This window comes from Micromonospora sp. CNZ280 (genome assembly GCF_011759515.1).
In genome coordinates, this window is the sequence record NZ_JAAOYP010000001.1 from 1,658,690 (window position 1) to 1,672,292 (window position 13,603).

Genomic DNA, 13,603 nt, shown 5'->3' on the forward strand with positions numbered 1-13,603 from the left:
ATGGCGAGGGCCCGGGCGCTTCTCCTCGCACTCGGCATCCTCGCCGGGGCCACCATCGGCTGGCCGGCGGTCGGGGCGACACCGGCGTCGGCGGCCCCGGCCGTCACCGCTCAGGCCGCGGCCGACCTGTGCACCACACCGGAGTGGCAGGCCGACTTCCGCGCCTGCGTCGCCAAGCTCCAGCAGGTGGCCGAGTCGGAATTGGAGTGCCGGAACCCGCCGACGCCCACGGGGCCGGACTCCGGCCTCGCCGGCTGGTTCGCGTCCCGCCCCGACTCCGCCAAGCAGCCCGGACCGAAAGGTCTCTACAGCGAATACGGCTATGCCGGATACAGCTACACGACGTATCGCGTCGACGGCGGCTGCGCCTCCACCGTCCTGCACCCGGAGTACAAGTTCACCAACACCGTCGCCAACGGCGAGTTCATGATCGCCACAGCGATCGTCGGTGCTTCCAACGCGTTGCGCGAACGGGCCTGGGATCCGCGTTCGATGTGGGGCTGGGCCGATCCGCTGGTGGAGAAGGCCACCAAGGCCGTCTACCAGAAGGTGTTCAGCGTCTTCGGCATCGTCACCCTGTGTGTGGTCGGGCTCTACCTGCTCTGGCGCTCTCGCCAGTCGGACATGAGCAACGCCATGACCACGGCCGGCTGGGCGCTGCTGGTGATGGTCGCGGTCACCGCCCTGGCCGCCTGGCCGGTCAAGTCGGCGAACGTGGCCGACGGCACCCTCATCACCACCCTCGGCGTGGTCCACGACGCGGTGGGCCCTGCCTCCAAGGACACACCGCCCGGCCAGTGCGACGACCCGAACCCGGAAGCGTGCAAGGACAACCGTCCCCCGGCGGTTCGAGCCAGTGACACGGCGACCGAAGCAATGCTCTATCGGAACTGGCTACGCGGCGTCCTGGGTTCCGCCGACAGCGAGACCGCCCGTAAGTATGGTGCTGCGCTCTACGACGCCAAGTCCCTCACCTGGGAGGAAGCGGAGAAGCTCCGCGCCAACCCGCAGACGCGCGAGGCGACGATCAAGGCCAAGAAGCAGCAGTGGATGACCGTCGCCGCGCAGATCGAGCGGGAGGACCCCGAGGCGTACGAGTACCTCCAGGGTGTGCGGGACATGGACCGGGTCGGTGCCGGCTTCATCGCCGTCCTCGCCTCGCTGCTGTTCGCGATGTTCGACCTGACCGCGTCGGTGCTGGTCCTGCTCGGCTTCCTGATCTTCCGGTGGGCGGTGATCGCGGCACCGATCCTGGGCACGGTCGGCCTGCTGCGGCCGGCCAGCGCGGGGCTGCGCCGGCTGGCGAACGCGGTGGTCGCCGCGGTCTTCAACATCGCCATCTTCGGCACCGGGGCCGCCATCTACCTCTTCGCGGTCGACCTCATCATGAGCACCACCACCCTGCCCGGTTGGCTCCAGGTGGTGCTGGTCTGGCTCTGCGGCGTGGTCGGCTGGCTGCTGCTCCGCCCGTACCGCCGGATCACCCAGCTCGGCGGCAAGGACAGCAGCGAGGCGGTCAGCTCGGCCGGCTCCTGGCACCGGCGTTTCTTCCGGGACATGCGGACCGCCGCCCGGCTGGACGTGGCGGAGCCGGGTGGCACCGCCGAGCCGACGATGGGCCGCCGGCGCCCCGTCGTCGCCGAGCAGACCCGCCTGCGCCCCGAGGCACGGCACGAGGATCCGGCGCACGCCGCCGGCGGTGCTGGCGGGGACCGGCAACGCCCCGACGGCCGGGACCCGGCGGGCGGGGCGAGCGTCCCGGAGGAGCGGGAAGGTGGCGACCGGCCGGCCACGACCCGGCCCCGCCGCCGGGCAGCGGCGACCTGGACCGAGCCGGACGTGCCGGAGGAGAGCCCGTCCTACGTCATCTACCGTCCGGGCACGACCGACCGTGCGCCCGACCGGCCCGCTCCGCGGATCCGCTCCGAGGCCCGGTGAGTGCGGTGCGGCGGGCGCTGGAGTTCCTGGTCACCCGGGCCCTGCGGTCCCGGCTGGGAGTCGCGCTGGTGATCGCCATGGTGGTGTTCGGGATCATCGGCGCGGCCCGGCTGGTCGCCGGCCCCGGCGACCCGACGACCGGCCTGAGCAACCGGCCCAGCCAGCCGGTCACCACCGTCGACCCGGACGAGGGTGACGACGGAGCCATCGCCACCGGCCCACCAGCCTCCCCGGTGACCCGTCCGGGCGCCCGCACGCCGGAGCAGACGGCCGACCGCTTCGTCACCGCCTGGCTGGGCGGGCCGGGCGTGACCGCCGACCAGTGGCACCAGGGTCTGCGGCCGCTCTCGACCCCGGCGCTGACCGAGAAGCTCGCCGGCGCCGAGCCCGCGGGTGTGCCGGCCGAGCAGGTGGCCGGTGCGGTCACGCTCCGGCCGCGCACCGCGACCTTCGTCGAGGCCCTGGTGCCGATGGACACCGGGCGGCTCCGGCTGGAGCTGGTGGCCCCCGACGGGGAGTGGCTGGTCGACGCGGTGGACTGGGAGCAGGCATGAGCGAGCGGAGCGAGCGAATCATCAGGCTCAGTGCGGTGGTGCCTCCTGGCGGCACGGAGCGCAGCGGAGTGCCGACATGAGCGACGAGACCCGCCCGCCCCGGCGACGGCTCCGGATCGGCACCCTGGCCGGCTTCCTCACCGGACTCCTGGCCCTGCTCTGCTGCACCGGCGGAACCGCCGCCTTCTTCCTCACCGAACTCGGCGGCGACGCCGGCGAGCAGATGACCCTCGCCGGCCAGGAGTGCACGGACGACTTCCAGGTCAACGCGACCGGGAACATGCCTCGCATGTCCGAGTACGGCGAGAGCCAGCTCCGTAACGCCGCGCGGATCATCAAGGTGGGGCAGGAGATGAAGGTGCCGCCGCGCGGCTGGGTGATCGCAGTGGCGACCGCCATGCAGGAGTCCGGACTGCGGAACCTGGCCAACCGGACCGTCGCGCAGTCGCGCGACCTGCCCAACGAGGGCGTCGGCGCCGACCACGACTCCGTCGGCCTGTTCCAGCAGCGGGCCAACTGGGGCAGCGTCGCGCAGCGGATGACCCCCGAGTACGCCGCCCGCAGGTTCTACGAGGAGTTGCTCAAGGTGCCCGGGTGGCAGCGGATGCCGCTGACGGAAGCGGCGCAGAAGGTGCAGCGCAGCGCGTTCCCGGACGCGTACGCCAAGCACGAGGCGCTGGCCGCCCGGATCGTGGACGCCCTGGCCGGCGGCGCGGCCCGGACGGCGGAGATCGGCGGCGAGCAGGTGTGCGACGCGGCCTCCGGTGCGGAGATCGCCGCGTCCGGGTGGACGGCCCCGATCCCGGGTGGGGTCGGGTCCGGCTTCCGGACCGCGAGCCGGCCCGGCCACAACGGGGTCGACATCGCCGCCCGCAAGGGGACGCCGATCCACGTCGCGGCCAGCGGCCGGGTACTGGTGTCACGCTGCGACCCGGACAACGGCGGCCGGCTCAGCTGCGACGTGGACGGCTGGCCGGGCAAGGGCGGCTGCGGCTGGTTCGTCGACGTCCTGCACGCCGGTGGCATGGTCACCCGGTACTGCCACATGGTGTCCAAGCCCCGGGTGCGGGTCGGTCAGACGGTCCAGGCCGGTGAGGTGATCGGCGAGGTGGGCAGCAGCGGCAACTCCTCCGGCCCGCACCTGCACTTCGAGGTGCACACCGACGGCGACCGGAGCAGCCGCAGCGCGATCGACCCGGTGCCGTTCATGCGCTCCCGGGGCGCGCCCCTCAAGCACCAGGGATGAGACGCTCGGTGTCATGAAGGACCCGCTGCCCGACCCGTTCGCGGACCAGCCGGACTGGGCGCCGGCACCGCCGCGGCCGATCGAGATCGTGCCGGCCACCGGCCGGGTCGAACTGCGGGGCCGGCGCGTGCTGGTCGGCCTGCCCGGGCTGGGCTGGCGCGCCGACCTGCGCGCCGACGAGCGCGTGGTGCAGGGCAGCCGGACGTACGTGCCGGTCATCCCGGAGCACGAGTGGTACCGCGCGGAGGCCGACCAGGTCGAGGTCTTCGCCCCGCTGATGCCGGTGGAGCGGGTCTGGGTGGAGACCGTGGGCACCCGGCCGGGGGCGGGGCGGCAGGAGGGCGGGATCCGACTCGTCTCGCTGGACACCCCGACGCACCGCCCGCCGACCCCGGTCGTCGAGGCGGACTCGGTCACCGGCCGCCGGGTCGTGCACGTGGTCGGCGGCGTGGAACATCGCGACCTGCGGGCGGTCACCGAGACCTACTCCGGCGCCGACGGCGACATCTGCGTCCGGGTGACCTCGGAGGTGGAGTGGTACCGCTGGGCCTGGCGCGGCCAGTCACCGACAACGCTGGAGGTCCCGGTCCACCTGCTATGGATCGAGTAACGGCTCAGCCGACCTTGCGGCCGCCACAGACCCGCCACCCCGACTGCGTCTCAACCACGTCGAAGGACCAGTCCTCACGGCGGCTGCTGCGCTGCACACCGTCGGCGGAGCCGGAAATTGTCAAGGTTGTGGTGACGGATTCGCCCTCAGCCGTCAGAGACCTGCCCAGCGGCCCCCAGGAGACTCGCACCACCACATCGAACTTCGCCTCGCGTTGTTCTATCTCCGTGCGCAGGGTCGTGACCGCGCCGAGATCGGCATCACCGTCGCAGGTAAAAAGGTCGGCGCGGGCGTCGTTTCGGTCCACGAGATAGGCCCGGAGATAGTTGTCCACCACGACGTCCGGTGCGCTCCGGTCGGGGGTGGCCGCCCGGTTGTACAGCACGACCCCGGCCACCACACTGGCGACACAGAGCAGGGCGAGCACCCCCCCGACCACGGTGAGCACGGTGCGCAGCCGCCGCCGTGGACGCTCCGGCGCCGGGGTGGCCGGGGGCGGCGCCAACTGGTCGGGTGGCGTCCGCTGCGCCGGTACGCGGGAGACCTGGGAACCGGCGGGGGGCTGCACTGATTCCACCCTCTGAGGCTAGCCGCTGGGCGCTCCTGACCCAATGCCCCAGATCCAGCGGATCGTGACGGACCCCTCCCCACCGGTGAGATCCACGACAACACCGGCGCAGCGCCGTCGCGCATCCGCAAGGAGCGGCTGCACCTGGGATACCGTCACTGGCGGGGTTGCCAGCCTCGGGCAGAGGGGGTGGACGGGTGGCCGGTCCGAAGGCACGTACCAACCGCGCCGCCGCTCTGCACCGGCGGGCCGCCGCCACCGCGACCGCCGCCGCTGTCGCCCTCGACGAGACCCGACCCGCCCCGGCCGACCAGCGCCGCCAGTACGAGCTGGCCGAGCGGCTGCGGAGCGCGGCGGCGGTGCTGGCCCCCGGCTGGGCCGGTGCTCCACTGGAGACGCTCGCCCCGACCACGCCGGCCGGCGAGGGCCCGCCGCCGTTCGTCCGGGTCGGAACCGCGGCGCCCCTGGACGACGCCCGCTTCCCCGCGCTGGTGCCGCTGCTCGGCACCGGCCATCTCACGGTGGACGTCGACGCGTACGAGCCCCGGGTGGCCGGGTTGCTCCGGGCCGTACTGCTGCGGCTGTTGGCGGCGACCCCGGCCGGTGCGCTGCTGGTCCGCGTGGTGGACGCGGCGGGTGGCACGCTGGCGCCGTTCGCGGCGCTGGCCGACGCCGGCCTGCTGCCGCCGCCGGTGGCGGACGTGGCCGGTTTGCGGGCGGTGCTGAACGAGGCCGAGCAGTGGGTGGCACCGGGCACGAGCGGGCGCCGCCGGCACGACCGGACGCTGCTGCTGGTGGTCGCCGCGTTGCCGGAGTCCACCGGCCCGACCGACCTGGCCCGGGTCGCGGCGCTGGCCGAGCAGGGCCCGCCGGCCGGGCTGCACCTGCTGGTCGCCGGCTGGCCGCGGCCCGGCCGCGACGCGCTGCCGCTGGCCACCCCGCTGGCGATGCGCACGGCGTACGCGCTGCTCGGCGACCCGCCGGGGACCTCGTTCGCCGGTCCCGGCGCGGAGCCGCCGGGCGGCTTGAACTCGCCGGTCTTCGTCGAGGCGGAACCGCCCGCCGATCTCGTCGACGCGGTCTGCCGACGGCTCGCCGAGCAGGTGGAGGCGGGCTCCCGGCTGTCCCTTGGCGACCTGCTGCCCACGGACGACGCCGAGCTGTGGACGGCCGGTTCGGCCGACGGGCTCAGCACCACGGTGGGCGATGCGGGCGGCCGGCCGGTCCCCCTCGGCTTCACCGAGCTGACCCCGCACTGGCTGGTCAGCGGCCGGTCCGGGACGGGCCGCTCCACCTTCCTCACCACCGCCCTGCTCGGCCTGGCCGCCCGGTACGGCCCGGACGAGTTGGCGCTGCACCTGGTGGATCTCGGCGACGGCGAGTCCTTCGTGGAGTTCCTCCAGACCGAGCGGGACCGGTCCTGGATCCCGCAGGTCCGGGCCGCCGCCCTGGCCGCCGACCGGGAGTACGTGCTGGACCTGCTCGACCAGTTGACCGCGGAGCTGCACCGCCGCGAGGAGGCCGGGCACCGGGCCGGCGGCCAGCGCTACGCCGAGCTGCGGCAGCACCAACCGCTGCCCCGGATCGTCTGCGTGCTGGACAATCTCCCGCTGCTCTTCGCCGAGCGGGACCGGTTGGCGATGGACGCCGCCGCCCGGCTGGAGACGCTGGCGCGGGGTGGCCGGTCGTACGGTATCCACCTGGTCCTCGCCGGCGAGGGCGACCTCGGGCTGGGCTCCCGCGCCGACGGCGGTCACCGCGACTCGATGCTCGGGCAGTTCCCGGTGCGGGTGGCGCTGCCCGGCGGTGGCGCGGTGTTGGAACCGACCAACGACTCGGCGGCGGGACTGCCGGCGGGCAGCGCCGTGGTGAACACCGCCGGCGGGCTGGGTGGCCCGCGGGGCGCGATCCGGGGGCACGAACGCATGGTCCGCTTCCCCGATCCGCAGGACGACCCGGAGACCGTGGAGCGACTGCGCCACCGGCTCTGGTCGGCCCGGCCGGAGGGGTCGGGGCCGCCGGTCGTCTTCGCCGGCTACGCCCGCCCGCGGTTGCGCAACGATCCCCGCCATCGTGCGGCGCTGGCCGGTCGGGCGCACGGCCCCGCGGCCCTGCTCGGCCGGGCGGTGGACGTCGCCCGCACCACGGTGGCGGTGCCCCTGGGGCCGGCCGCGGGCCGTAACCTGGCGGTCCTCGGGCCGGGGGCGGAGGCGGCCGGGCTGCTGGCCACCGCGGCCCGCAGCACCGCCGCCCACCATCCGCCGGGTGCCGCGCGGTTCGTGCTGGCGGCGGACGACGCGGCCCCGGCCATCGACGCGCTGGCCGCCGAGCTGGCTGCCCGGCATCCGGTCGAGCGGGTCGACCTGCCCGGCCTGCTCGCCGTCGCGGATGCCGGCGAGCCGGCCTACCTGGTCGTCTTCGGAGTGGAGGCCGGGGAGCGGCTGCCCGCCGCCCGGCTCCGGGCCCTGCTGCGCGAGGGCCCGCCGGCGGGCCTGCACGTGCTCGGCTGGTGGCGCACCGTGCCGCCGTTCGCGGCCCTGCTGGAGCCGGCGGACGGCGAGGTGGACAAGCTCGCCGCGGTCGCCGCGGTGGACGTGCCCGGAACCCAGCTGGCGGCGGTCTTCGGTCGCCCGGTCGACTGGCGGCCCCGGCCGGGTCGGGCGGTGCTCTGGGACGGACCGGGCGAGCGGGGCACCGTGCTGGTCCCGTTCGCCCCGGAGGGAGTGGGCATGAGCGAGCGAATCATGCGGCACAGCTCGCCGGGGCCTCGGCCATGAGCGGCGGCGAGGCGGGCGGCCGGGCGGTGGCCGCCGCCGCTCCCGGGCGGCAGCGCGACGGCGGACGGATACCGGCGCACCCGGCCGGCGGCGACCCGGTGTCGGCAGCCTGGACCGAATACCTGGCCGCGGCCCGGCAACTGGACGGGGTACGGCGGGACGCGGTCACCGCGGCCGGCGAGCAGGCCCGGTCGGTGCAGGCCGCGCGCGAGGAGCTGACCGCGGTACGTACCCGGCTGGCGCCGCAGGAGGCGCGGCTGCGGGAGTTGGGCGTACCCCCGATCTCGCTGGTGCCCACGCCGCCGGAGCTGACCGAGGCGGCCCGGTCGATGGCGGGTGGTCCGGCGGCGGTGCTGGCCGGGCTGCGCGCCGCGCACGACCGGGCGGAGGCCGCGGACGCGGCGCTGGCCGCGCGTGGCCGGGTCAGTCCGGCCGGCTGGCCGGCGCCGCTGCGCAACCTGCTGGTGTACGCGCCGCTGGCGCTGCTGGTGCCGGTGATCCAGGTGGTGGTCTACCTCGCGACCGGGCCCGGTCCGGCGAGCGTCGCGGCGCTGATCTGCGGGCTGCCGATGCCGGCGGTGGCGTTCGCGGCCGGGTGGATCGGCACCGGGCGACTCTTCCCGGCCCGGCCGGGCCGGCGGGCGGATCGGACGACCCGGCTCGGCGCGCTGGTCTGCCTGGTCCCGGCGGTGCTGGTCACCGCCGGGCTGCTGCTCGCGCTCCTCGCCGGCTGAGCCGGCCGGCCCGGGTCAGCGGGGGATGATCAGGGCCATCGCCTCGGCGCGGGACTTCGCGTCGTGCTGCAGGGTGCCGCGTACCGCCGAGGTTATTGTCTGGGCGCCGGACTTCTGGATGCCCCGCATCGCCATGCACATGTGCTCGCACTCGAGCACGACCACGACGCCGCGCGGCTCCAGCTTGCTCATCAGCAGGTCGGCGATCTGCGAAGTGAGCCGCTCCTGCACCTGGGGCCGGCGGGCGAAGACCTCGACCAGCCGAGCCAGCTTGGACAGGCCGGTGATCCGGCCGTCCGGCCCGGGGATGTAGCCGATGTGCGCGCTGCCGCGGAACGGCAGCAGGTGGTGCTCGCAGAGGCTCATCACGTCGATGTCCCGGACCAGCACCAGTTCCTCGTGGTTGGCCTCGAAGGTGGTGCTGAGCACCTGGGCCGGGTCGACCCGGAGGCCGGCGAAGAGTTCCGCGTACGCGCGGGCGACCCGGGCCGGGGTCTGCTGGAGGCCGTCGCGGTCCGGGTCCTCCCCGACCGCGATCAGGATCTCCCGGACCGCCTTCTCGATCCGGCCGAGGTCCATGGTGTCTTCGACCGGCCGGCCGGTGAGCTTGCCACTGATCAGTCGGGCGGCGACGTAGTCGAGGGCGTCGTCGGGCTCGGTCGCGGACGCGGCCAGCCCCCGGTCATGGGGGCTGGCCGCCGGGTCGGTGCTCAGTGCGTACCGTCCGAGTTGTTCGAGGTGCCGCCGACCGTCGCCTCGGCGCCGTCGGCCTGGGCCTGCACCTTGAGCGCCTCCTTCTCGGCCGGGGTGAGCACCGGCGGCTCGGTGGAGGGCTGGCGCTTGCCGAAGCCGTTGTACGGCGCCATCGGCGGCCGCTTGGCCACCCGGGCGCAGATCCGGGCCATGTCGGCGGTGGAGAGGGTCTCCTTCTCCATCAGCTCCAGGACGATGTTGTCCAGCACGTCCCGGTACTCCACCAGGATCTCCCAGGCCTCGTCGTGGGCCAGTTCGATCAGCGCCCGCATCTCGGCGTCGATCTCGGCGGCGACGGCGTCGGAGTAGTCCCGCTCGTGGCCCATGTTGCGGCCGAGGAACGGCTCGTCGCCGCTGGTGCCGTACTTGATCGCACCGAGCTTGGAGCTCATGCCGTACTGGGTGATCATCGCGCGGGCCAGCTGGGTGGCCTTCTCGATGTCGTTGCCGGCGCCGGTGGTCGGCTCGTGGAAGACCAGCTCCTCGGCGGCCCGGCCACCCAGCGCGTAGGCCAGCGTGTCGACCATCTCCGCGCGGGTCTGGGTGTACTTGTCCTCGGTGGGCAGCACCAGGGTGTGGCCCAGCGAGCGCCCGCGGGACAGGATCGTCACCTTGTGCACCGGCGCGGCGTGCGGCAGCGCCCAGGCGACCAGCGCGTGCCCACCCTCGTGGTACGCGGTGATCTTCTTCTCCTGGTCGCTCATCACCCGGGTCCGCCGCTGCGGACCAGCGATCACCCGGTCGATCGACTCCTCCAGAGAGTCGTTGGTGATCGCCCGCTGGTCCTTGCGGGCGGTGAGCAGCGCTGCCTCGTTGATCACGTTGGCCAGGTCGGCGCCGCTGAAGCCCGGGGTCCGCCGCGCCACCGAGTCGAGGTCGACGTCCGGGGTGAACGGCTTGCCCTTGGCGTGCACCCGCAGGATCGCCTTGCGACCCTCCATGTCGGGGGCGTCCACCGGGATCTGCCGGTCGAACCGGCCCGGGCGCAGCAGCGCCGGGTCGAGGATGTCCGGCCGGTTGGTGGCGGCGATCAGGATGACACCGCCCTTGGTGTCGAAGCCGTCCATCTCGACGAGCAGCTGGTTGAGGGTCTGCTCGCGCTCGTCGTGGCCGCCACCCATGCCGGCGCCGCGGTGCCGGCCGACGGCGTCGATCTCGTCGACGAAGACGATCGCCGGGGCGTTCGCCTTGGCCTGCTCGAAGAGGTCACGGACCCGGCTGGCGCCGACACCGACGAACATCTCCACGAAGTCGGAGCCGGAGATCGAGTAGAACGGCACCCCGGCCTCGCCGGCGACCGCGCGGGCCAGCAGCGTCTTACCGGTACCAGGCGGGCCGAAGAGCAGCACGCCCTTCGGGATCTTGGCACCCAGCGCCTGGTACTTGGCCGGGTTCTGCAGGAAGTCCTTGATCTCGTGCAGCTCCTCCACGGCCTCCTCGGCGCCCGCCACGTCCGCGAACGTGGTCTTCGGCGTGTCCTTGGTGATCATCTTGGCCTTGGACTTGCCGAAGTTGAGCACCCGGGAGCCGCCGCCCTGCATCTGCGACATGAAGAAGAGCAGCAGGAGCACGAGCAGCGCGATGGGCAGGAGGTTGACCAGCAGGCTGACCCAGATGCTGTCCGACGACACCTTGGTGTCGGCCGGGCCGGTGATCCGGTTGTTCGCCTTGGCGTCCAGGACCTCGTTCCAGACCTGGTCGCCGACCTCGTACGGGAACTGGGCCTCGATCCGGTCGGTCGTGGTGTCGCCGAACTTGGCCTTCTCGGCCAGTTCGAGCTGGAGCGTCTGCTCCTTGTCCTGGAAGACCGCCTTGTTGATCTTGGCGGTGTGGAGCTGGTCGAGCGCCACCGACGTGTCCACCCGGTGGTAGCTGGGACCAGCCGTGAAGAGTTGGCTGAGCACAACGGCGCCGAGGATGACCAGGATGATCCAGACCACCGGTCGGCGGAAGAAACGCGTACGTTCCATGCTGTTGTCGAGCGCCGAGACGCCCGCATCCTCCTGATCGACGTCCTGACCGTCTGAATGGTGTCGCCGCCTGGGGCGGCGCCGGGCCGCCGTGCGGGCCGGCCGCGACCCCGAGGCGCTAATCTGCCGCGCCGCGGTCATTCGACGGTACACCGTGCGCGCGAGAAGTGAGCTTGCGAGCCCCGCAGTCGCGCCCCAACGAGATCGACGAAGCACCCCGCGGCGGGTCCGCCAGCCCGTCTCCCACACCCAGCGGAGCCCGGGCGATGGCCGGCGTGGCGGGGAGTCCGACCCGGCCACCCCGCTCGCCCGGTCACGCGGTCGAGGGGCCGGGAGCGGAGCTGCCTCCGCGCCACCGGCATCCACGGTAGTCGGATCGGCTGGGAGTCCGCTGAACGTCCGCTCGACGCGCGCCGATACGAGCCGCCCTCAGGAGCGGGCGTAGACCTCCGGCTTGAGCACGCCGACGTAGGGCAGCTCGCGGTAGCGCTCGGCGAAGTCGAGGCCGTAGCCGACGACGAACTCGGTCGGGATGTCGAAGCCGACGTACTTCACCGGGACCGGCACCTTGACCGCGTCCGGCTTGCGGAACAGCGCCACCACCTCGACGCTCGCCGCGGAGCGCGACTCCAGGTAGCGCAGCAGCCAGGAGAGGGTCAGCCCGGAGTCGACGATGTCCTCGACCACGACCACGTGCCGGCCGGCGATGTCCCGGTCCAGGTCCTTGAGGATGCGGACCACCCCGGAGGAGGTGGTGCCCTGGCCGTACGAGGAGATGGCCATGAAGTCGAGTTCGGCGGGGGGCCCCTGTCGGCCCAGCGCCCGGGCGAAGTCGGCCATGAACATGACCGCGCCCTTGAGCACGCAGACGAGCAGGAGCCCGTCCTCGACGTGGGCGTAGTCCGCCGAAACCTGCTTGGCCAGTTCCGCGGTCTTCTCGCGGATCTGCGCCTCGGAGATGATCACGTGGTCGATGTCGGCGTCGTACCAGGAGCCGTCAGCCATGACCCCTAGCCTGCCGTACGCCGGACGGCCCCCGTCGGCGGGGCCGCCCCTTTTGGCGCAGTCCCGCCCAGGATTTTTGCCGCGAAGTTGACCAATCACCTCAGCAGGTACCGGACCGCCACCGGCGACCGTTGTCGGTGGGCTTCCAGTCGGCCGAGTCCCGGCTGTCGGCGGTCAGGCCGGCCGCCGAGGCGACGGCGAGGAGGACGAGGAAGAGCAGGAAGAACAGGAACTCCATGGCGGCGCTCGCTTTCACACGTTTGCTGTCGGTTTCGCCGCCGGTGCGCACCGGACTGCACCTAGTCTCCGCCTGTCCCTCCCGGCCAGACAGTGGCAGGAATGCCATGCAGGCTCGATTTCCTGCCACCTCCAGGGTTACCCTCGTCACATGCTGCGTACGGTCGCCGTCCTCGCCCTCGACGGGGTCGCCGCCTTCGAGCTGGGCGTCCTGGCCGAGGTCTTCGGCACCGACCGCACGGCCGACGGCTTCCCCGACTACCGCTTCCAGGTGTGCAGCCCGGACGGCGCGGCGGTCTCCACCGCCTCCGGCTTCCAGCTGGTGCCGCACGCCGACCTGGGTCCGGTCGGCGAGGCCGACCTGGTCGCCGTACCCGCCCACCGGCACGGCACGAACGCGCCACCGGCGGTGCTCGACGCGCTGCGCCGGGCCGCCGACCGGGGCGCCTATTTGCTCAGCGTCTGCTCGGGGGCGTTCCTGCTCGGCGAGGCCGGCCTGCTCGACGGTCGCGACTGCACCACCCACTGGAGATACGTCGACGAGCTGCAACGCCGGCACCCGGCCGCCCGGGTCCAGTGCAACTCGCTCTACGTCCAGGACGGCCGGCTGCTCACCAGCGCCGGCACCGCGGCCGGCATCGACGCCTGCCTGCACCTGGTACGCCAGGAACACGGCTCGGCCACGGCCACCCGGCTGGCCCGCCGGATGGTCGTCCCGCCACACCGCGACGGCGGGCAGTCGCAGTACGTCGAGGCGCCGATCCCCAAGGCGCCCGAGGCGCCCACCCTGGAGCCGGTGCTGGAGTGGCTGATGGGGCACCTGGACCGGCCGGTGACGGTCGACGAGATCGCCGCCCGGGCCGGCATGGCCCCGCGTACCTTCGCCCGCCGGTTCCGCGCCGAAACCGGCACCACCCCGCACGACTGGTTGACCAACCAGCGGGTGCTGCTGGCCCGGCGGCTGCTGGAGGAGACCCGGCTGAGCGTGGAGGACGTGGCCGGCCGGTCCGGCTTCGGTGACGCCGCCGCGCTACGGCACCACTTCGCCCGCCGGGTGGGCGCCACCCCGCACAGCTACCGCACCACCTTCCGCGACCGCGCCCACGCCGGCTGAGCGACGGTCAGAAGCCCCCCATGGCGCCGTCGACCCGGGACTCCGACCCGGCCACGTAGCCGCCGTCGGCCGTCCGCCAGACGTCGAGGGTGGCCGA

At 73.5% G+C, this 13,603-nt stretch carries 12 protein-coding genes; 7 read left to right on the forward strand and 5 right to left on the reverse strand.

Annotated elements, in window-relative coordinates; all coding sequences use genetic code 11:
• From FHX32_RS07895 to FHX32_RS07910, 4 genes are all read left to right on the forward strand, one after another.
• Positions 1 to 1,938 carry an MraY family glycosyltransferase gene (locus FHX32_RS07895; RefSeq protein WP_167180110.1) on the forward strand — a complete coding sequence of 646 codons (1,938 nt, stop codon included), beginning with the start codon at positions 1 to 3 and terminating at the stop codon, positions 1,936 to 1,938.
• Entirely contained in the window at positions 1,935 to 2,492 is a 558-nt protein-coding gene (locus tag FHX32_RS07900; protein ID WP_167180111.1) for a hypothetical protein, read from the forward strand. The genes FHX32_RS07895 and FHX32_RS07900 overlap by 4 nt, the downstream gene beginning before the upstream one ends.
• A gap of 76 nt (positions 2,493 to 2,568) precedes the next feature.
• On the forward strand, positions 2,569 to 3,738 hold the full coding sequence (locus FHX32_RS07905; RefSeq protein ID WP_167180112.1) for a M23 family metallopeptidase: 1,170 nt from the start codon (positions 2,569 to 2,571) through the stop codon (positions 3,736 to 3,738).
• Between the two features lie 13 nt (positions 3,739 to 3,751).
• Complete coding sequence (locus FHX32_RS07910; RefSeq protein ID WP_167180113.1) at positions 3,752 to 4,348, forward strand: hypothetical protein; 597 nt, start codon at positions 3,752 to 3,754, stop codon at positions 4,346 to 4,348.
• A gap of 4 nt (positions 4,349 to 4,352) precedes the next feature.
• Here FHX32_RS07910 and FHX32_RS07915 read toward each other — a convergent pair whose 3' ends face one another.
• Positions 4,353 to 4,916, reverse strand: a complete 564-nt coding sequence (locus FHX32_RS07915) for a hypothetical protein (protein ID WP_167182385.1) — start codon at positions 4,914 to 4,916, stop codon at positions 4,353 to 4,355.
• A gap of 197 nt (positions 4,917 to 5,113) precedes the next feature.
• Here FHX32_RS07915 and FHX32_RS07920 point away from each other — a divergent pair, with 197 nt between their 5' ends.
• The gene (locus FHX32_RS07920; RefSeq protein ID WP_167180114.1) at positions 5,114 to 7,693 is read left to right on the forward strand and encodes an FtsK/SpoIIIE domain-containing protein; all 2,580 of its coding nucleotides are present in this window, start codon (positions 5,114 to 5,116) and stop codon (positions 7,691 to 7,693) included.
• Complete coding sequence (locus FHX32_RS07925) at positions 7,690 to 8,427, forward strand: hypothetical protein (RefSeq protein WP_486480956.1); 738 nt, start codon at positions 7,690 to 7,692, stop codon at positions 8,425 to 8,427. The genes FHX32_RS07920 and FHX32_RS07925 overlap by 4 nt, the downstream gene beginning before the upstream one ends.
• Before the next feature lie 15 nt (positions 8,428 to 8,442).
• Here the strand turns inward: FHX32_RS07925 and folE are convergent, their stop codons facing one another.
• The 4 genes from folE to FHX32_RS07945 all read right to left on the reverse strand — a co-directional run bounded on the left by folE (position 8,443) and on the right by FHX32_RS07945 (position 12,393).
• Positions 8,443 to 9,102 (reverse strand): GTP cyclohydrolase I FolE, encoded by a 660-nt coding sequence (gene folE / locus FHX32_RS07930; RefSeq protein WP_167182391.1) that lies wholly within the window; start codon positions 9,100 to 9,102, stop codon positions 8,443 to 8,445.
• Positions 9,103 to 9,137: 35 nt separating this feature from the next.
• The gene (ftsH, locus tag FHX32_RS07935) at positions 9,138 to 11,150 is read right to left on the reverse strand and encodes an ATP-dependent zinc metalloprotease FtsH (RefSeq protein WP_167180115.1); all 2,013 of its coding nucleotides are present in this window, start codon (positions 11,148 to 11,150) and stop codon (positions 9,138 to 9,140) included.
• A 429-nt stretch (positions 11,151 to 11,579) separates the two neighbouring features.
• Positions 11,580 to 12,155: a hypoxanthine phosphoribosyltransferase gene (hpt, locus tag FHX32_RS07940; protein ID WP_088996427.1), complete on the reverse strand. Its 576-nt coding sequence runs from the start codon at positions 12,153 to 12,155 to the stop codon at positions 11,580 to 11,582.
• Positions 12,156 to 12,255: 100 nt separating this feature from the next.
• Positions 12,256 to 12,393 carry a hypothetical protein gene (locus tag FHX32_RS07945; protein WP_208417997.1) on the reverse strand — a complete coding sequence of 46 codons (138 nt, stop codon included), beginning with the start codon at positions 12,391 to 12,393 and terminating at the stop codon, positions 12,256 to 12,258.
• 150 nt (positions 12,394 to 12,543) lie between these two features.
• Between FHX32_RS07945 and FHX32_RS07950 the strand changes: the two genes are divergently transcribed.
• The gene (locus FHX32_RS07950) at positions 12,544 to 13,506 is read left to right on the forward strand and encodes a helix-turn-helix domain-containing protein (protein ID WP_167180116.1); all 963 of its coding nucleotides are present in this window, start codon (positions 12,544 to 12,546) and stop codon (positions 13,504 to 13,506) included.
• Positions 13,507 to 13,603: the final 97 nt, after the last annotated feature.

Coding starts and splice junctions, on each gene's coding strand:
- FHX32_RS07895 (WP_167180110.1), top strand. CDS start 1: ATGGCGAGGGCCCGGGCGCTTCTCCTCGCACTCGGCATCCTCGCCGGG.
- FHX32_RS07905 (WP_167180112.1), top strand. CDS start 2,569: ATGAGCGACGAGACCCGCCCGCCCCGGCGACGGCTCCGGATCGGCACC.
- FHX32_RS07910 (WP_167180113.1), top strand. CDS start 3,752: ATGAAGGACCCGCTGCCCGACCCGTTCGCGGACCAGCCGGACTGGGCG.
- FHX32_RS07925 (WP_486480956.1), top strand. CDS start 7,690: ATGAGCGGCGGCGAGGCGGGCGGCCGGGCGGTGGCCGCCGCCGCTCCC.
- ftsH (WP_167180115.1), bottom strand. CDS start 11,150: ATGGAACGTACGCGTTTCTTCCGCCGACCGGTGGTCTGGATCATCCTG.
- hpt (WP_088996427.1), bottom strand. CDS start 12,155: ATGGCTGACGGCTCCTGGTACGACGCCGACATCGACCACGTGATCATC.
- FHX32_RS07945 (WP_208417997.1), bottom strand. CDS start 12,393: ATGGAGTTCCTGTTCTTCCTGCTCTTCCTCGTCCTCCTCGCCGTCGCC.
- FHX32_RS07950 (WP_167180116.1), top strand. CDS start 12,544: ATGCTGCGTACGGTCGCCGTCCTCGCCCTCGACGGGGTCGCCGCCTTC.